This window comes from Arthrobacter sp. T2-23 (assembly GCF_055398325.1).
In genome coordinates this window covers 1,802,488-1,819,954 of record NZ_AP027917.1, presented here as the reverse complement: position 1 = coordinate 1,819,954, position 17,467 = coordinate 1,802,488, and the positions used below count along the sequence as shown (strand labels likewise).

15 protein-coding genes and 1 pseudogene are annotated in these 17,467 nt (G+C 69.5%); 11 read left to right on the top strand and 5 right to left on the bottom strand.

The window, feature by feature from the left end; all coding sequences use genetic code 11:
• Positions 1-99: 99 nt before the first annotated feature.
• The 5 genes from ACZ5Z0_RS08340 to ACZ5Z0_RS08320 are packed head-to-tail and all read left to right on the top strand — an operon-like array spanning position 100 to position 8,256.
• Complete coding sequence (locus ACZ5Z0_RS08340) at positions 100-3,810, top strand: nitrate reductase subunit alpha (protein WP_464107995.1); 3,711 nt, start codon at positions 100-102, stop codon at positions 3,808-3,810.
• Positions 3,810-5,531 carry a nitrate reductase subunit beta gene (gene narH / locus ACZ5Z0_RS08335; RefSeq protein WP_464107994.1) on the top strand — a complete coding sequence of 574 codons (1,722 nt, stop codon included), beginning with the start codon at positions 3,810-3,812 and terminating at the stop codon, positions 5,529-5,531. Before ACZ5Z0_RS08340 ends, narH begins: the two co-directional genes overlap by 1 nt.
• Positions 5,528-6,148 (top strand): nitrate reductase molybdenum cofactor assembly chaperone, encoded by a 621-nt coding sequence (gene narJ, locus ACZ5Z0_RS08330; RefSeq protein ID WP_464107993.1) that lies wholly within the window; start codon positions 5,528-5,530, stop codon positions 6,146-6,148. Before narH ends, narJ begins: the two co-directional genes overlap by 4 nt.
• Positions 6,149-6,150: 2 nt before the next feature.
• Positions 6,151-6,984 carry a respiratory nitrate reductase subunit gamma gene (narI, locus tag ACZ5Z0_RS08325; RefSeq protein ID WP_464107992.1) on the top strand — a complete coding sequence of 278 codons (834 nt, stop codon included), beginning with the start codon at positions 6,151-6,153 and terminating at the stop codon, positions 6,982-6,984.
• A gap of 51 nt (positions 6,985-7,035) precedes the next feature.
• Positions 7,036-8,256, top strand: a complete 1,221-nt coding sequence (locus ACZ5Z0_RS08320) for an MFS transporter (RefSeq protein WP_464107991.1) — start codon at positions 7,036-7,038, stop codon at positions 8,254-8,256.
• A gap of 27 nt (positions 8,257-8,283) precedes the next feature.
• Here the strand turns inward: ACZ5Z0_RS08320 and ACZ5Z0_RS08315 are convergent, their stop codons facing one another.
• Complete coding sequence (locus ACZ5Z0_RS08315; RefSeq protein ID WP_464107990.1) at positions 8,284-9,594, bottom strand: DUF445 domain-containing protein; 1,311 nt, start codon at positions 9,592-9,594, stop codon at positions 8,284-8,286.
• Positions 9,595-9,644: 50 nt separating this feature from the next.
• Between ACZ5Z0_RS08315 and ACZ5Z0_RS08310 the strand changes: the two genes are divergently transcribed.
• Together ACZ5Z0_RS08310 and ACZ5Z0_RS08305 are read left to right on the top strand one after the other, a co-directional pair.
• Complete coding sequence (locus ACZ5Z0_RS08310; protein WP_464107989.1) at positions 9,645-10,532, top strand: glycerophosphodiester phosphodiesterase; 888 nt, start codon at positions 9,645-9,647, stop codon at positions 10,530-10,532.
• A gap of 11 nt (positions 10,533-10,543) precedes the next feature.
• Positions 10,544-11,221 (top strand): DNA alkylation repair protein, encoded by a 678-nt coding sequence (locus ACZ5Z0_RS08305; protein ID WP_464107988.1) that lies wholly within the window; start codon positions 10,544-10,546, stop codon positions 11,219-11,221.
• Between the two features lie 11 nt (positions 11,222-11,232).
• On the opposite strand, the gene ACZ5Z0_RS08300 is transcribed toward ACZ5Z0_RS08305, so the two are convergent.
• Positions 11,233-12,825 (bottom strand): ABC transporter permease, encoded by a 1,593-nt coding sequence (locus tag ACZ5Z0_RS08300; protein ID WP_464107987.1) that lies wholly within the window; start codon positions 12,823-12,825, stop codon positions 11,233-11,235.
• Positions 12,818-13,816: an ABC transporter ATP-binding protein gene (locus ACZ5Z0_RS08295; RefSeq protein ID WP_464107986.1), complete on the bottom strand. Its 999-nt coding sequence runs from the start codon at positions 13,814-13,816 to the stop codon at positions 12,818-12,820. The genes ACZ5Z0_RS08300 and ACZ5Z0_RS08295 overlap by 8 nt, the downstream gene beginning before the upstream one ends.
• A gap of 136 nt (positions 13,817-13,952) precedes the next feature.
• Here ACZ5Z0_RS08295 and ACZ5Z0_RS08290 point away from each other — a divergent pair, with 136 nt between their 5' ends.
• From ACZ5Z0_RS08290 to ACZ5Z0_RS08275, 4 genes are all read left to right on the top strand, one after another.
• On the top strand, positions 13,953-14,405 hold the full coding sequence (locus ACZ5Z0_RS08290; protein WP_464107985.1) for a DoxX family protein: 453 nt from the start codon (positions 13,953-13,955) through the stop codon (positions 14,403-14,405).
• Positions 14,402-15,154 carry an AzlC family ABC transporter permease gene (locus ACZ5Z0_RS08285; protein ID WP_464110753.1) on the top strand — a complete coding sequence of 251 codons (753 nt, stop codon included), beginning with the start codon at positions 14,402-14,404 and terminating at the stop codon, positions 15,152-15,154. The genes ACZ5Z0_RS08290 and ACZ5Z0_RS08285 overlap by 4 nt, the downstream gene beginning before the upstream one ends.
• Positions 15,151-15,462 carry an AzlD domain-containing protein gene (locus ACZ5Z0_RS08280; protein WP_464107984.1) on the top strand — a complete coding sequence of 104 codons (312 nt, stop codon included), beginning with the start codon at positions 15,151-15,153 and terminating at the stop codon, positions 15,460-15,462. Before ACZ5Z0_RS08285 ends, ACZ5Z0_RS08280 begins: the two co-directional genes overlap by 4 nt.
• Before the next feature lie 63 nt (positions 15,463-15,525).
• On the top strand, positions 15,526-15,864 hold the full coding sequence (locus tag ACZ5Z0_RS08275) for a hypothetical protein (protein ID WP_464107983.1): 339 nt from the start codon (positions 15,526-15,528) through the stop codon (positions 15,862-15,864).
• 272 nt (positions 15,865-16,136) lie between these two features.
• Here the strand turns inward: ACZ5Z0_RS08275 and ACZ5Z0_RS08270 are convergent, their stop codons facing one another.
• Positions 16,137-17,063 (bottom strand): NADP-dependent oxidoreductase, encoded by a 927-nt coding sequence (locus ACZ5Z0_RS08270; RefSeq protein ID WP_464107982.1) that lies wholly within the window; start codon positions 17,061-17,063, stop codon positions 16,137-16,139.
• Positions 17,064-17,239: 176 nt separating this feature from the next.
• A pseudogene (locus tag ACZ5Z0_RS08265) lies at positions 17,240-17,321 on the bottom strand (YkvA family protein); the annotation flags it as partial.
• Between the last annotated feature and the right edge of the window lie 146 nt (positions 17,322-17,467).

The window sequence follows — 17,467 nt, the reverse complement described above, 5'->3', positions numbered from 1 at the left end:
CTCCAGTGGGCCGAGCCGCCGTCGATGCGCACAAGCCGCACAACTGCCCAGTGCCGTAGGGCCCTATCGGAGCAAGATTCCGGCACCTAGCTTGGGGGCATGACTGCCGGAGGCTCCGCGGGGTTGGACGGACCCGCCTCGGACGCAATGTTGAAGCTGGGCCGATTTTTCACGAAATGGGACCAGACCGACGACGGCAGGGCGGTGTTCCGGGAAGGCGGCCGCAAGGGCGACATCTTCTACCGGGACCGCTGGAGCCATGACAAGGTGGTCCGGTCCACGCACGGGGTGAACTGCACCGGGTCCTGCTCCTGGAAGGTGTACGTCAAGGACGGCATCATCACCTGGGAGTCGCAGCAGACCGACTACCCCTCGGTGGGCCCGGACAGCCCGGAATACGAGCCGCGGGGCTGTCCGCGCGGGGCGGCCTTCTCCTGGTACACCTATTCCCCGACCCGGGTCCGGTTCCCCTACGCCCGGGGGGTGCTCGTGGAGATGTACCGCGAGGCCAAGGCCCGGCTGGGCGACCCGGTGCTGGCCTTCGCCGACGTCGTGGGGGATCCGGAGCGCCGCCGCCGCTACCAACAGGCACGCGGCAAGGGTGGCCTGGTCCGGGTGTCCTGGCAGGAAGCGATCGAGATCGCGGCCGCCGCGCACGTCAACACCATCAAGAACTACGGCCCGGACCGCTGCGCCGGGTTCTCGCCGATCCCCGCGATGTCCATGGTCTCGCACGCCGTCGGGACCCGGTTCATCCAGCTGATCGGCGGGGTGATGACGTCCTTCTACGACTGGTACGCCGACCTCCCTGTGGCCAGCCCGCAGGTCTTCGGCGACCAGACGGACGTCCCGGAATCCGGCGACTGGTGGGACGCGCGCTACCTGATGATGTGGGGCTCCAACGTCCCCGTGACCCGCACCCCGGACGCGCACTGGATGGCCGAGGTGCGGTACCGCGGCACCAAGGTGGTCACGGTCAGCCCGGACTACGCGGACAACACGAAGTTCGCCGACGAATGGCTCCCCGCGCAGGCCGGGACCGACGCGGCGCTGGCGCTGGCGATGGGGCACGTCATGCTCAAGGAGTTCTTCGTCGAGCGCGAGGTGCCGTTCTTCTCCGACTACGTCCGGCAATACACCGACCTGCCCTTCCTGGTCCGGCTGGAACGGCGCGACGACGGCACCCTCACCCCGTCCAAATTCGTCACCGCCAAGGACATCCCGGCCGAATCCCTGGCCGAGGACGCGGCGTTCCGCACCGTGTTGTTCGACAAGAAGGCCGGGCGGCCGGCGGTCCCCAACGGCTCCCTCGGGTTCCGCTATTCCGGCAGCGGCGAGGGCAAATGGAACCTGGACCTTGAGGGAATCGACCCCGCATTGTCCCTGCGCGAGGTGTCCGGTGACAGCGCGGAGATCCTGCTGCCGTGCTTCGAGGACGCCGGCGGCGAAGGGAGTGTGCTCCGGCGCGGCGTTCCCGTCATCGAGGTGGAAGGGCAGTTGGTCACCACGGTGTTCGACCTGATGCTGGCCCAGTACGGTGTGGGCCGCGACGGGCTGCCGGGTGAGTGGGCAGCCGGTTATGACGACGCCGGGACGCCCTACACGCCGGCCTGGCAGGAGGAGATCACCTCCGTACCAGCCCAGGCCTGCATCCGGGTGGCCCGCGAGTTCGCCCGGAACGCCGAAGAGTCCAAGGGCCGCTCCATGATCATTATGGGCGCCGGGATCTGCCAGTGGTTCCACGGCGACGCCACCTACCGGGCCGTACTGGCGCTGGTGATGCTGACCGGCTGCATGGGCCGCAACGGCGGCGGCTGGGCGCACTACGTGGGCCAGGAAAAGACCCGGCCCGCCACCGGCTGGGTGTCCCTGGCGAACGCGCTGGACTGGTCACGGCCGCCGCGGACCATGATCGGCACCGGCTACTGGTACATGCACACGGATCAGTGGCGGCAGGACGGGTACTCAGCCGACGCCCTGAAGTCCCCGCTGTCCACCGGGGCCCTGGACGGCATGCACACTGCGGACGCCATGGCCCAGTCCGCCCGGCTGGGCTGGATGCCGTTCTACCCGCAGTTCGACCGCAACCCGTTGGATGTCGCGGATGAGGCGGAGGCCGCCGTCGCCGCCGGCACCGCGAAGGACACCCCCGGCTACATCGCGGAGGCGCTCAAGAACCGCACCCTGAACCCGGCAATCGAGGACGTGGACGCCCCGGAGAACTGGCCGCGGACCCTGGTGCTGTGGCGCTCCAACCTGTTCGGCTCCTCGGCCAAGGGCAACGAGTACTTCCTGCGGAACCTGCTGGGCACGCACAACAACGTCCTGGGCAAAGACCATGCCGAAGGGCTCAAACCCCGGGACGTGAAGTGGCACGAGCAGGCGCCGGAAGGGAAACTGGACCTGCTGGTCTCGGCGGACTTCCGGATGACCTCCACCACGCTGCTGTCCGACGTCGTGTTCCCCGCGGCGACCTGGTACGAGAAACATGACCTGTCCTCCACCGACATGCACCCGTTCGTGCACGCCTTCACCCCGGCGATCGACCCGCCATGGGAGACCAAAACGGACTTCGACATGTTCCACCTGCTGGCCCAGGAGTTCTCCCGGCTCGCGAAGACCCACCTGGGTGTCCGCAAAGACCTGGTCAGCGTTCCGCTGCAGCACGACACCCCCGGCCAGCTCGCCCAGCCCGGCGGGATCGTGCGGGATTGGCGGGACACGTCCATCCCCGCTGTACCGGGCCAGAACATGCCCGTCTTTTCCGTCGTGGAGCGGGACTACACGGCCATCGCGGACAAGCTGGCCGCCGTCGGGCCGCTGGCCGACAAGCTCGGCTTCACGGTCAAGAACGTCACCTATAAACTTGCCGGCGCGCTGGACCGGCTGAGCCGCTCCAACGGGGTGATGCTCGGCGGCGCCGCGGACGGCCGGCCCGCGATCGACACCGACGCGAAAATGGCCGAGGCCATCCTGGCCTTCTCCGGCACCACCAACGGCGCGCTCTCCGTCCAGGGCTTCAGGGACCTGGAAGTCCGTACCGGGAAGAAACTCGCGGACCTGTCCGAGGGTTCGGAGGAAAAGTTCATCACCTTCGCCCAGACCCAGGCGGGGCCGGTCCCGGTGATCACCTCGCCGGAGTGGTCCGGTTCCGAAACCGGGGGTCGGCGCTACGCGCCCTTCACCATCAACATCGAGCGGCTCAAACCCTTCCACACGCTCACCGGGCGGATGCACTTCTTCCTGGACCACGACTGGATCCGGGACATCGGCGAGGCCCTGCCGATCTATCGGCCGCCGCTGGACATGCACCGGCTCTTCGGCGAACCCAAGCTGGGCCGGGACGGGTCCATGGAGGTGGTGGTCCGCTACCTGACCCCGCACTCGAAATGGTCCATCCACTCCGAGTACCAGGACAACCTGCTGATGCTCTCGCTCTCCCGCGGCGGACCCACGGTTTGGATGAGCCCGGCCGACGCCGCCGCCATCGAGGTCAAGGACAACGACTGGGTGGAATGCGTCAACATCAACGGCGTCCTGGTGGCCCGGGCGATCGTCAGCCACCGGATGCCGGCCGGCGTGGTCTACGTCCACCACGCCCAGGAACGCACCATCGACGTGCCCAAGTCCGAGGCCACCGGCCGGCGCGGCGGCATCCACAACTCCGTGACCCGGCTGCTGGTCAAACCCTCGCACCTGATCGGCGGCTACGCCCAGCTGGCCTACGCGTTCAACTACCTTGGCCCCACCGGAAACCAGCGGGACATGGTGGCCACCGTCCGCCGGCGTTCCCAGGAGGTGCAGTACTGATGCGTGTTATGGCTCAAATGGGCATGGTCATGAACCTGGACAAATGCATCGGCTGCCACACCTGTTCGGTGACCTGCAAACAGGCCTGGACCAACCGTGCGGGTACCGAATACGTCTGGTTCAACAACGTCGAAACCCGCCCCGGACAGGGGTACCCGCGCCGCTACGAGGACCAGGAACGGTGGCACGGCGGCTGGGTGCTGAACAAGCGCGGCAAGCTGGTGCTCAAGGCCGGCGGCCGGGTCAAGAAACTCTTCGGGATCTTCGCCAGCCCGGTCCAGCCCGAACTCAAGGACTACTACGAGCCCTGGACTTACGACTACAAAACCCTCGTGGACGCGCCGCTGGGCGACGATTTCCCGGTGGCCCGGCCCAAGTCCCTCATCACCGGCGAGGACACCAAGATCACCTGGTCCGCGAACTGGGACGACGACCTGGGCGGTTCCACGGAGAACGGGCACCTGGACCCGATCGTGGAAAAGGTCCGCCGGGAATCCGAGGACAAAATCAAGTTCGCCTACGAGCAGACCTTCATGTTCTACCTGCCCCGGATCTGCGAGCACTGCCTGAACCCGTCCTGCATGGCCTCGTGCCCCTCCGGCGCCATCTACAAGCGCGTGGAGGACGGGATCGTGCTGGTGGACCAGGACAAGTGCCGCGGCTGGCGGCAGTGCGTCACCGGCTGCCCGTACAAGAAGATCTACTTCAACCACAAGACCGGCAAGGCCGAGAAATGCACCTTCTGCTACCCGCGGGTGGAAGTGGGGTTGCCGACGGTGTGCTCGGAGACCTGCGTGGGCCGGCTGCGCTACCTGGGGTTGTTTTTGTACGACGCCGACGCCGTCACCGCCGCGGCCGCCGTCACCGATCCGCAGGAACTCTACGACGCCCAGATGGACGTGCTGCTGGACCCGAACGACCCCGCGGTCCAGGCCGATGCCCGCGCCCAGGGCATCCCGGAGGACTGGATCGACGCGGCCCGGCGCTCGCCGGTCTATGCCCTGGCCAAGGTCTACAAGGTGGCCCTGCCGCTGCACCCCGAATACCGGACCATGCCGATGGTCTGGTACGTCCCGCCGCTCTCACCCGTGGTGGACCTGCTGCGCGACCAGGGGCACGACGGCGAGGACGCCGGCAACCTCTTCGGCGCGATCGACGCGCTGCGCATCCCGGTGGAGTACCTCGCCGAGCTCTTCACCGCGGGGGACGCGGACCGGGTCACCGCGGTGCTGAAGAAGCTCGCGGCCATGCGCTCCTTCATGCGCGGCATCAGCCTCGGCAACGACCCCGACGACACCATCCCCGAAGCCGTGGGCATGGACAGCCAGACCATGTACGAGATGTACCGGCTGATGGCCATCGCGAAGTACGAGGAGCGCTACGTGATCCCCAAGGCCCACGTGGAACAGGCCCACGACCTCGAAGAGATGGGCTGCTCGCTGGATTTCGAGGGAGGGCCCGGCATGCAGGATTCCGCCCCGTTCGGCGAAGCCAGCGGCAGGCCCGTCCCGGTGGCCGTGGAAACCTTCAACGCCCTGCGCGACCGGCAGACCTCCGGCTCCGCGCCCGGGGAAACAACGTTGCGGGGCCGGGTGAACCTGCTGAACTGGGACGGAACCGGGGCCCCCTCCGGGCTCTTCCCCGAAAGGCCGACCCAAAGGCCGACCGAAAGGCCGCCGGCGACGCCGGGCACCCACAGCCACGCGGGGGAGCAGCCGTGAGCCGCCGCGAGCAGGTGGTCTACCTCGGCGCCGCCTGGTGCCTGACCTACCCGGACGAGGAATTGATCGGGAGGGTGCCGCTGATGCGGGCTGCGCTGGCCGAGTTCCCCGGCGCCGTCGCGGACTTCGCCGAGGTCCTGCAACGGCTGGAATCCACCCCGCCGTTGGAGCTCCAGGCCCACTACGTCCGTGAGTTCGATTTGGGCAAGCGCCATGCCCTTCACCTGTCCTACTGGACCGACGGGGACACCCGGCGCCGGGGCGAAGTGCTGGGCAACTTCAAGAAAACCTACCGGCAGAGCGACATCCTGGTGGACACCCATGGCGAACTGCCGGACTACCTGCCGATGGTCCTGGAATACGCCGCGCTGGTGGACCTTGCTGCCGGACGTGAACTGCTGAGCCGCTTCCGGGCCAGCCTGGAGATGCTCCGCTTTGGGCTGCTCAGGGACGAGTTGCCGCACGCCCGCATCCTGCAGGCCATCTGCGCCACACTGCCCGGCAAGTCGCCGTCGGATGAACAGGCGGTCATGCGGATGGCCGGCTACGGGCCACCCACCGAAGCGGTGGGCCTGGACCCCTACGATCCGCGCCTGCTGCCCGTAAAGGGGGCCTGACCATGCTTGTGTCCGAAGCCGAGCCCGGAGCCACCGCCGCAATCTCGGCGCTGGACATCGTGCTCTGGGGCGTCCTGCCCTACGTGATGGTCGTTGTGCTGGTGGGCGGCCTGGTCTGGCGGTACAAATACGACCAGTTCGGCTGGACCACGCGGTCCTCCCAGCTCTACGAATCCCGGCTGCTGCGGATCGCCTCGCCGCTGTTCCACTTCGGCCTGCTCGCCGTCATCGCCGGGCACTTCTTCGGCCTGGTCATCCCGATGGCGTGGACCCAGGCCGTGGGGATGAGCCAGGAGTTCTACCACTTCAATGCCCTGGCCGTCGGAGGGATCGCCGGGGTGGGGACCCTGGGCGGGATCCTCCTGCTGATCTACCGCCGCCGCACCACCGGGCCGGTCTTCATGGCCACCACCCGGAACGACAAGTCCATGTACGTGGTACTCACCGCGGCCATCGTGTTTGGGCTCTGGACCACCCTCGCGAGCGTGTTCGAGGGCGAACACGGGCATAACTACCGCGAGACGGTGGCCCCGTGGTTCCGCTCGCTGTTCATCTTCCAGCCGGACATTGCGGCGATGGCGGCGGCGCCCTTTTCCTTCCACCTGCACACCCTGGTGGGCATGGCGCTCTTCGTGATCTGGCCCTTCACCCGGCTGGTCCACGCCTTCACGGCCCCGTTCCACTACCTCTTCCGCCCCTACATCGTCTACCGCTCCCGGGACCGCGACCGGGACGGCGCCAAGGCCGGCGCCGCCGCCGCGCGAAGTTCCACTACCGCCGCGCGCCGCGGCTGGTCCGCCGTCGGAACCCGCGATCGGGACACCAGGAACCGGTGAGGCGCCTGCGTTCCTGGTGACCCCGCCCCGCTGAACCGAAAGGAAACCACGATGGCCGGAGCTGTCCCGTCCGCAGCCGCCCCGGGCGGCCGGACGCTCAACCTGGTGCTCGCCACCGCCGCCTCGGTGGCGGGTTTCTGGGCATGGAATTCGGTGGCCACACTGGGGGCCTTCTACACCCAGAACCTCCAGCTCAACCCCGCCACCACGGGCATCCTCGTTGCCATGCCGGTGTTCGTCGGTTCGCTGGGCCGGGTCGTCGTCGGCGCCCTCACCGACAAGTACGGCGGCCGCGCGATGTTCAGCTTCGTCCTGCTGGCGGCCATCGTTCCGATCCTGCTGGTGGCGCTCGGCGGCACCATCCGATCCTTCGCGCTGGTGCTCGCCGCCGGGCTGGTCCTGGGCGTCGCGGGAACGGTCTTCGCCGTCGGCATTCCGTTCGTTAGCGCCTGGTACGAACCGTCCCGGCGCGGCTTCGCCACCGGAGTCTTCGGCGCCGGGATGGGAGGCACCGCCCTGGCCGCTTTTCTGAACCCGCGGCTGGTCGCCTGGATCGGGTACTTCCCCACGCACCTGCTGATTGCCGGGGTCCTGGCCGTTATGGCCGCGCTGGTCTGGTTCCTGATGAAGGAATCCCCCGGCTGGAGCCGCAACAACGCCCCGGTGCTGCCGAAACTGCTCGACGCCGCCAAGACTCCGATCACCTGGAAGATGTGCTTCCTCTACGCCGTAGTCTTCGGCGGATTCGTCTCGTTCGCCACCTACCTGCCCACGTATCTGCGTGATGTCTACAGTTTTGATCCCAGCGCCGCCGGTGCCCGGACGGCCGGGTTCGCCCTGGCCGCTGTGTTGGCACGGCCGGTGGGCGGCGTCCTCGCGGACCGGTTCGGCCCCAAGCCCGTGGTGGTGGCCTCGCTGGCCGGCGTCGCCGTGCTGGCATGGGTGGTGAACCTGCAGCCCGACGGGGACGTGCCCGCCGGGCTGACGTTCGTCGCCATGGCGGCGGCCCTGGGCCTCGGCACCGGCGGAGTCTTCGCCTGGGTCGGGGTGCTCGCCCCGGCGGGCAAGGTCGGCAGCATCAGCGGGGTGGTCAGCGCCGCCGGCGGCCTGGGCGGCTACTTCCCGCCTTTGGTCATGGGCGCCACCTACGACGCCGCGACCCACAGCTATTCGATCGGGCTGTTGCTGCTTGTGGTCACCGCGCTCGCGGCGCTGGCGTTCACGCTCTTCGTCCTGCACGGCCGGTCCCCGGCGAAGGTCGCGCCCGCCTAGCGGGCCTCAGCGTCCGTTCGCGCCGGGTCAGCCGAAGACCAGGTGAGCCACGGTGAAGATGGCGAGCCCGGCGAGGGCGCCCACCACGGTGCCGTTGATCCGGATGAACTGCAGGTCCTTGCCCACCTGGAGTTCGATCTTCTGCGAGGTCTCCGCTGCGTCCCAGCGGGCCACGGTATCGGTGATCACGCCGGCGATGTCCGCGCGGTAGTTGTTCACGAGGTACCCCGCGGCGTCGCCGATCCACGTGTTCATCTTGCCCGCGAGCTCCGGATCAACCACCAGGCGGGTGCCGAAGTCGTGCACGGCGGCCTTGAACCTGACGGTCAGCTCGCTGTGCGGGTCGTCGACGGCGGTGAGCAGCGCGGCCTTGACCGTGCCCCACGTGCGCGAGGCGAGTTCGCGGACCTCCGGATCGCCCAGCACCTGCGCTTTGACGCCTTCGGCACGGGCGATCATGACCGGGTCGTGCTGCAGGTCCTGGGCCAACTCCTTGAGGTACTTGTCGATCGAGAGCCGGACCTGGTGCTGCGGGTCGGCCTGCACCGCGTGGGTGAACTTCAGGATCTCCACGTAGACCTTGTCGCCCACCAGGCCGTCCACGAAGTTGGGCACCCAGGCCGGGGAGCGGTCCGTGACCAGCCGGTTGACCGTCTCGTGGTTGTCCCGGACCCAGTCCACGGTGCGGTCCACCAGCAGGTCCACGAGCGCGTGGTGGTGGCCGTCGTCGAACACGCGCTCGGCGAGCCGGCCGACCGGCGGGCCCCAGGGCGGGGCCAGCAGGTGCCGGCGGACCATGCCCTCGATGACGGCCTGGACGTCGTCGTCGTTCAGCACCGTAAACGCGCCGCGGATCACGGCCGCGCCCTCCTTGGCCACGCGTTCGGCGCCACCCGGACCGGACAGCCAGGCGCCGACCTTCCGTGCGACGTCCACGCTGGCCAGCTTCTCCTTGACCACCTGCTCGGAGAGGAAGTTGGTCTCCACGAATTCGCCCAGCGAGGCCCCGATCTGGTCCTTCCGCCGCGGGATGATCGCGGTGTGCGGGATCTTCAGGCCCAGCGGGTATTTGAACAGCGCCGTGACAGCGAACCAGTCCGCGAGGGCGCCGACCATGCCGCCCTCGGCCGCGGCCCGGACGTACTCAAGCCACGGGTTCTGCTTCTGCAGGGCGAAGGCCAGCACGAAAATGACCGCCATGCCGATCAGCAGGGACACGGCCAGCAGCTTCATCTTCCGCAGCGCCGCGGCCTTTTCGGCGTCGGCGGTCGAGAGCCGGTGTCCGGCGCCGGCCGCTGGGACGGCGGGGCGGGCGGTTCGTTCAGTGTTCACCTGCATGTGCCCAGCCTAGCCGCGCATCCGTCACCGGCGTCCGCTAACGTGTCAGCATGACTACCGAGGAGCCCGCCGCCGCCCGCCCGCTCGTCTACGCCCACCGTGGCGCCAGCGCAGCCTTCGCCGAGCACACCCGCGCAGCCTACCTGCAGGCCATCGCCGACGGCGCCGACGGCGTCGAATGCGACATTCACCTCACCCGCGACCAGCACGCGGTGCTGCTGCACGACGCCAATCTTGACCGCACCTCGGACGGCACCGGCCCGGTCGCGGACCGCACTCTGGCGGAGCTGCGGCTGCTGGACTTTTGCTCCTGGAAGGGGGCGCGGATCCCCGAGGAATACGGCGCCCTGTCCGAACAGTTCCTGACCCTCCCCGAACTGCTGGACATCCTGCGCCTGGCCGGACGCGAGATCGGGCTGGCGATCGAGCTCAAGCACCCCAGCCCTTACCAGCTCAAGCTCGAGGACCGGGTCCTGGCGGTCCTCGAGGCCGAGGGCTGGGACCGGACCACCTCGATGCTGGACAACATCCGGGTCTCCTTCATGAGCTTCAGCCCCGACTCGGTGAAGCATCTGCTGCAGTCCGTGCCGGCCTCGGCCATCTGCCAGCTCGTGGACGACGTGCACGTGGAGGAAATCCGCGAGGAACTGGGACTCGGGGCCCTTACCGGCGGCGCCCTCGCCAACGTCCTGAAGGCCGCGCAAACCGAGGGGGAGCGGATCCTGGACGACAACGAGGTGGGCCTGGCCGGGCCTGGCATCAGCTACGTCCGCGGGCACGCCCGTACGGTCCGGCGCTGGCTGGATTCGGGCCGCCGCTTCCGGGTCTGGACGGTCGACTCGGCGGACGACGTCTACCTCTGCCAGGAACTGGGCATCCAGGAGATCACCACCAACCGTCCCGCCGAGGTCCGCGCCCAGCTGCTCGCCCGGCTTTAGGCGAGCACGGGATGAACGAGACGACGTTGAACCAGTCAGTGACCGAGCTGATGGCTGAACTGGCCCGGCTCGAGGACCCGAAGGCACGGCTGGTGAACGAGAAGCACGGTGACGACCACGGTGTGAAGCTCAGCGAGCTGCGCGCCATTGCGAAGCGTTTGAAGACGCAGCAGGAACTCGCCACCCGGCTATGGGAGGCGGGAGAGACCCCGGCGCAGCTTTTGGCGATTCTTATCTGCCGCCCGGCGGCGTTCGGGCCCGACGAGTTGGACGCGATGGTACGTGCGGCCCGCAGTCCGAAGGTGCACGACTGGCTCGTGAACTACGTGGTGAAGAAGAGCCCCCACGCCGAAAAGCTGCGGCTGCTGTGGTCCTCCAACCCGGATCCGGTGGTTGCGAGTGCCGGCTGGGCGCTGACGACCGAGCGGGTAGCGAAGAATCCCGTTGGCCTCGACCTTGGCGGACTCCTGGACACCATCGAGGCGCAGCTGAAGGATGCCCCGGACCGCCTGCAGTGGGCGATGAACCACTGCCTGGCCCAGATAGGGATCGAGCACGCCGAACACCGCGCCCGGGCCCTTGCCATTGGTGAGCGCCTCGGCGTGCTCAAGGACTATCCCACTCCGCCGGGCTGCACGTCCCCGTTTGCCCCCATCTGGATCAGCGAGATGGTGCGCCGCGCACGCTAACCCCACGGCCGCTAGGCGGCCAGATCCCGCCGCCGCCAGCCGAGGTACCCCAGCGCGGCCAGCCCTGCGGCGACGGCGGTGAGGGCGACCAGGGCGGGCACCGCGTCGGCACCCACCGGCAACAGCGGCGAGTGCCGGAACGGCGAGAGGTCCATCAGCCATCCGGGGGCATTCCAGAGCACTGCGAACTCTCCCAGCGCCACAAAGGCAAGAAGCACCCCCCAGACCGCCCCGGCCAGTCGTGGCACCCAACCGAAGACGGCCAGCGCGACGCTGGCGAGCACCCACGCCGCCGGAACCTGCGCGAGCGAAGCGACGATCGACCGGCCAACCAGCTCCGGGTCCTGCACGGCGGCGGCGGCGCCGACGCCGATCGACACCCCGGCCAGCACCATCAGCACGGCAACCCCGGCCAGCGCGAAGGCGTAGTGGCTGCTGGCCCAGCGGGGGCGCGTTGTGGCGGTCCACAGCAAGGCCTCGGTATGCCCCGCGGACTCCTCGCTCCGCAGATGGTTGACCGCCGCCACGCCGTAGGCCGCGGCCAGGAGTCCCATGATGCTGATTTCCGCGGCCAGGAAGGCGTCCCGCAGCGCGGAGGCGCCGCCGATCAGCTTGATGAGGTCCTGGGCGTTGGGGGAGCTGAGCATCTGCTCGACGTTGCTGACCAGGGACCCGATTACCACGCCGAAGACGATGAAGGCCACCGCCCAGGCCAGCCACACCCGGTACTGCAGGCGCAACGCCAGGGCCCAGACCCCGGTGAGCGAACCCACCGCCGGACCCGGCCGCTCGTCCCGTAGCCCCGCGCCCAGGTCCCGGCGCGCTCGGAGGGCAAAGGCCGCCGGGATCAGCAGGACGCAGAGCGCTACCGGCAGCGTCAGCACCCACCAGTGGTCACCGGCGAACGCCCGGATTTGCTGGTTCCAGCCGATCGGCGAGAGCCAGGAGAGCACCGACGGGCCCGGTTCGGCAAGGTCTCCCACCGCCCGCAGGCCGTAGGTGACGGCGATGACGCCGACGCTCAGTCCGGTGGCGGCGCGGGCGCTCGCCGTCAGCTGCGCCGCGACGCCGGCCACTGCGCTGAACGCCATCCCGGTGGCGGCCCAGCCCAGGCCGAAGGCCAGCGAACCGGCGGCCGGCAGGCCGCCGGCAGCCAAAGCGGCGGCGGACAGCAGCCCCACGCCCAGGCTCGCCCCGAAACCGATGCCGAGGGCGGCCGCCAGCGCCGCGTCGCGCCCCAACCGGCCGCCGCCGAGGAGCTCCAGGCGTCCGCTCTCCTCATCTGCCCGGGTGTGACGGATGATGAGGATGACCATCAGGACCGCGAGGATTGCGGTCATGAACGCGGTGTACTTGATCAGCGAGAGGGCCCCCAGCGACGCGGGGTCGTAAATGCGCCCGAACATCGCCACCATCGAGGCGGTGGCGTTCAGCGCGTTGGCGGCCTCGATGCGGCTGCCGACGTCTGGGTAGAGGTCCGCGCCGGCCAGCGCCGTCGAATAGGCCACGACGGCAAAGCCGAGGACCCAGACCGGCAACAGCCAGCGGTCCCGCCGCAGCCCGAGGCGAATGAGTATTCCGGTGCCGGCCAGCGTCTCAGGCATTGCCCGCCCCCGGACCGCCTGAACCCGAACTGCCGGAACCCGCTGCGGCCGAGCCGACGGCGTCGGAGCCGGTCTCCTTGGCCCCCGTACCGTTCCCGGAGCCGCCGTTCCCCGAGCCATAGTGCCGCAGGAACAGGTCTTCCAGCGTTGGCGGTTGGCTGGTCAGCGACCGCAGCCCGGCGGCCGTCAGGGCCTCCAGGAAAGGTCCAAGCGCCGAGGGATCCACCTGCGCGCTGACCCGGTGGTTGGTCACCACCACATCGTGCACGCCGGGCAGGAGCTCCAGCCCGTGCGGCACGGCGCCGACGTCGGCCGTGACGGACGTGCGGGTCAGGTGCCGCAATTGCTCCAGCGGCCCGGTCTCCACCACCCGGCCTGCCCTGATGATGCTGACCCGGTCGGAGAGCGCCTCCGCTTCGCTGAGGATGTGGCTGCTGAGCAGCACCGTCCGGCCCTGCGCCCGGAGTTCACGGACGCAGCCGCGGAACGCGTCCTCCATCAGCGGATCCAGTCCGCTCGTGGGCTCGTCCAGCAGGAACAACTCGGCGTCGGTGGCCAAGGCAGCGACGAGCGCCACCTTCTGCCGGTTGCCTTTGGAGTAGGTTCGGGCCTTTTTGGTGGGATCCAGCTCGAAAAGCTCCAGCAGCTGGTCCCGCCGCGCCCGGTCCTGGCCGCCTTGCAGCCGGCCGAGGAGCTCGATCACCTCGCCGCCGGTCAGGTTGGGCCACAAGGACACGTCGCCGGGAACGTACGCGAGCCGGCGGTGCAGCGTGCCGACATCGCGCCAGGGATCCAACCCCAGCACCCGGATGGATCCCGCATTGGCCCGCAACATGCCCAGCAGCAGCCGCAAGGTGGTGGACTTGCCGGACCCGTTGGGGCCGAGGAAGCCGTGCACTTCACCGGCGGCCACCTCGAAGTCCAGGCCATTGAGGGCGGTCACGGCCCCGAAACGCTTCACGACGCCCGTCATCTGCACGACACTGCTCATAGTCACCAAGGTACTCCCGGGCGCCCCTCCCGAACCCCCTGCGGAAAGTCCCGTTTTCGGCGCCCGCGGGCGCAAAGCCTGCGCAGGTTACGGCCTTAGGTTACCCGGCGCTCCGCGGCTGTGGTTGCATGGTTCCATGCCTTTCCGCTGGTCCCCCCGGGAAACCCACACCCTCTCCGCGGCAGCCCTGAGCGGGCTGTTGCTGGCCAGTGCGGCAAAACACTTCCGCGACCCCGGGTTTTTCGCCCCGGTGGTCCCGGACTACCTCTGCCGGGACGACTCCGGCAGCCGGCGCAACGGGCCCCTCGCCGTGCTGTCCCGGGAGGAATGGGTGGCAGCGAGCGGGCTGCTGGAGGCCGGCGCCGCCGTCGGACTCCTGATCCCGCCGACCCGCCGCGTGGCCGCAGGGTGCGTGGCCGGCCTGTTCACCGCCTTCCTCGCCGGACACCTCGCTGCGCTCCGCGCGGCCTACGGACCCGCCGGCACGCCCGTGCAGCGGCGCGTCCACAGCCTGCGGCTGCCGCTGCAGGCCCCGCTCATCGCGTGCGCGTGGAGCCTGTCCAGGCCGGCCCCGAAGCGCCGCCGGTGAAGCTCGCGCAATCCCCGGCCGTCCGCGTCGGACTCTCCATCAGCATCGCCACCGGGCTCTACGGCGTGTCCTTCGGGGCCCTGTCCGTGACGTCCGGGCTCGATTTCTGGCAGACCATGGCGCTGAGCCTGCTGCTCTTCAGCGGCGGCTCGCAGTTCGCCTTCATCGGCGTCGTGGCCGGCGGCGGCTCGGGCGTCGCGGCGATGGGTGCGGCCACCCTGCTGGGTATGCGTAACGGCATCTACGGCATGCAGCTCAACGCACTGCTCCGGCCCCGGGGCTGGCGCCGGTTCGCTGCGGCGCACGTGACCATCGACGAATCGACCGCCACCAGCACCGGCCAGACCGACCCGGCGGAGCAACGCCGCGGCTTTTGGACGGCGGGGATCGGCATCTTCGTGCTGTGGAATCTGTTCACCGCCGTGGGCGCGCTGGCCGGCGCCGCGCTCGGCGATCCGAAGCAGTGGGGGCTCGACGGCGCCGCGGTGGCAGCGTTTCTCGGCCTGCTGTGGCCGAGGCTCAAGGGCCGTGAACCGGTCGCGATCGCCGTCGCCTGCGCCTTGGCTACCGTCCTGGCCGTGCCGTGGGTGCCGGCGGGGGTGCCGATCCTGGTCGCCGCGGCCGTGGCCGCGCTGGTGGGCTGGTTCAGCCATGGCCGCAGCGACGAGGGTCTTGAGCCCGACGTGGACCCGTACGCCCAGCAGCACCACGGCCATGGAAGCGGCCGCGCTCCGGGGGAGGCCTCATGACGCTCTGGCTCTGGCTCCTGCTGTCCTGCGTGCTGGCCTACGCCTGGAAACTGGTGGGGTATCTCGTGCCGGCCAGCGTGCTGCGCAATCCCCGGATGTCCCGGATCGCCGGCACCATGACGATCGGCCTGCTGGCGTCCCTTACCGTCGTGAACACGGTGGCGTCCGGACAGTCGCTGGCACTGGATGCCCGGCTCGGTGCCCTCGCCGCGGCCGCCGTCGCACTCTGGTTCCGCGCGCCATTCCTGGTGGTGGTCCTGGCCGGCGCCGGTGCCGCGGCCGGGCTGCGGCTGCTCGGCTGGAACTGACCCGCCGCGCTCAACGGTCTTTAGCCCTTAGCGCGCCCGGGCGGCCGGTGGGAGCATTGGAAGATGACCGACAGTGATGTTCCGAACCGCGCTGCCCCCGAACCGTCGGATCGGGCCGCCGCGGGGCCGGACACGAGCCCGGACGCGAATCCGGAGGCCGCCGGCCGGGCACACCATGCCAAGCCGCATGAGCACTTCGTATCTCCGGGTGCCGAATCCACCCGGGAGCTGCGTGAGATGGCCCGGCGCCGCCGCGAGGCCGAAGAGAAACTGCAGCAACACCTGCAGGAGGCGGCACAGCACGGGCACGGGCACGGGACAAAGGAAAAGCCGGCCCAGGAAAAGCCCGCCACGCCGGATTCGCCGCCGGATGCCGATCAGCAAGGTCCGGCCTCGGACTGACATGCCCGGCGGCTGGTCGTTCCCGGTCGTGCCGGTCAGACGGAGGCGAGGAACGCCTGCACGCGTTCGAGCAGAAGCGCTGCCGCCTCCGGGTCGTACGCATCGAGCGAGGAGCCGGCGAAGAGGTGCTGAGCGCCGGGATAGACAAACAGCTCGGCGCCGTCCGTGGACCCCGCGAGTTCGCGCGGCCGGCAGATCCTCGTCGGAGAACCCCCGCGGTGCCCCGTGGGGACGTCCGCGGGGGCGGCTACGCTGGCGCCCGGGCGGCGGCCCTAGTCGCCGTCGACCGTGACAACGATCTTGCCGCGGGTGTGTCCCTCCATGTTGAGCCGGAAGGCATCGGCAGCCTGGGCCAGCGGGTAGGTGCGCGCCACCTCGACCCTCAGCTGGCGCTCGTCGACAAGGGTGGCGAGTTCCTGCAGTTCGGAGCCAACGGGATTGACCCACATCCAGGTGCCGCCGTGCTGCTCCACCTCGCTGTCCGCGATGGAGGCATGCCGGCCGCCGTCGGCCAGCACGGCCAGGGTGGCGTCGAGGTTGCCGCCCACGAAGTCCGCCACGACGTCGACGCCGTCCGGACGCAGGGCCCGCACCCGCTCGGCGAGCCCGTCGCCGTAGCTGACGGGTTCGGCCCCGAGCGACCTGAGGAAGTCGTGGTTCCTTTCGGAGGCGGTCGCGATCACGCTGGCGCCGAGGGCCGCGGCGATCTGGATTCCGAGGGACCCGACGCCGCCGGCGCCGCCGTGGATCAGCACCGTCTCACCCGCTTTGAGGCCCAAGCGGGTGGGGACCTGGTAGGCGGTCAATCCCGCCAGGGGAAGGCCGGCGGATTCGTTCCAGCCCAGCGACGCAGGCTTGCGGGCCAGGAGCCGTTCCGGCAGCGCGATGTATTCGGCGAAGCTGCCGCCATGGACATAGTCCTTGCGGCCGTAGGAAATGACCTCGTCACCGGCCTTGAAGTGCGGCGCGTCGATGCCCACGGACTCGACCACCCCGGCCACATCCCAGCCGGGAATCGCCGGGAACTGCAGATCCATGGCTGCATCGAGGTAGCCGGCCATGATCTTCCAGTCCACCGGGTTTACCGACGCCGCCTTGACCTTGACCAGGACCATGCCCGGCCCGACCTTCGGCAGGGGTTGCTCCGTCAACTCGAGGACGTCGGGGCTGCCGTATTCGCTGTAAGTGATTGCCTTCATGCAGGCCACAACGGCTGCTTCGCGGGCGCTATTCCGCACAGCGCCCGGGCGTGGCACACCTCACCGGGCGGCGCCGAGCCCGGCCAGCTTCAGGATGAGCCCCAGCCCCTCGGGGGTGCCGGGCCAGTGCCGCGCCAGGGCCTCCTCGCCGGCCCGGGCGACCACGGAGCGGAGCACCAGGGCGACGATGACGACGTCGTCCGCGTAGCCGATGACGGGCAGGAAATCAGGCACCAGGTCGATCGGCGAGAGCAGGTAGGCCAGCAGCAGGGCGAGCCGGACGCGGACCCCCACCGCCACCGTGCGGTCGGCCAGCAGCCGCCGGATCAGCCGCAGCAGGTCCGGCAGCAGCCGCAGGGCATCCTTCATGGTGACGGTCTCGGGGTGACGCCGTGCGTAGCCCC

Coding starts and splice junctions, on each gene's coding strand:
- ACZ5Z0_RS08340 (WP_464107995.1), top strand. CDS start 100: ATGACTGCCGGAGGCTCCGCGGGGTTGGACGGACCCGCCTCGGACGCA.
- narH (WP_464107994.1), top strand. CDS start 3,810: ATGCGTGTTATGGCTCAAATGGGCATGGTCATGAACCTGGACAAATGC.
- narI (WP_464107992.1), top strand. CDS start 6,151: ATGCTTGTGTCCGAAGCCGAGCCCGGAGCCACCGCCGCAATCTCGGCG.
- ACZ5Z0_RS08320 (WP_464107991.1), top strand. CDS start 7,036: ATGGCCGGAGCTGTCCCGTCCGCAGCCGCCCCGGGCGGCCGGACGCTC.
- ACZ5Z0_RS08315 (WP_464107990.1), bottom strand. CDS start 9,594: ATGCAGGTGAACACTGAACGAACCGCCCGCCCCGCCGTCCCAGCGGCC.
- ACZ5Z0_RS08310 (WP_464107989.1), top strand. CDS start 9,645: ATGACTACCGAGGAGCCCGCCGCCGCCCGCCCGCTCGTCTACGCCCAC.
- ACZ5Z0_RS08305 (WP_464107988.1), top strand. CDS start 10,544: ATGAACGAGACGACGTTGAACCAGTCAGTGACCGAGCTGATGGCTGAA.
- ACZ5Z0_RS08300 (WP_464107987.1), bottom strand. CDS start 12,825: ATGCCTGAGACGCTGGCCGGCACCGGAATACTCATTCGCCTCGGGCTG.
- ACZ5Z0_RS08295 (WP_464107986.1), bottom strand. CDS start 13,816: ATGAGCAGTGTCGTGCAGATGACGGGCGTCGTGAAGCGTTTCGGGGCC.
- ACZ5Z0_RS08290 (WP_464107985.1), top strand. CDS start 13,953: ATGCCTTTCCGCTGGTCCCCCCGGGAAACCCACACCCTCTCCGCGGCA.
- ACZ5Z0_RS08280 (WP_464107984.1), top strand. CDS start 15,151: ATGACGCTCTGGCTCTGGCTCCTGCTGTCCTGCGTGCTGGCCTACGCC.
- ACZ5Z0_RS08275 (WP_464107983.1), top strand. CDS start 15,526: ATGACCGACAGTGATGTTCCGAACCGCGCTGCCCCCGAACCGTCGGAT.
- ACZ5Z0_RS08270 (WP_464107982.1), bottom strand. CDS start 17,063: ATGAAGGCAATCACTTACAGCGAATACGGCAGCCCCGACGTCCTCGAG.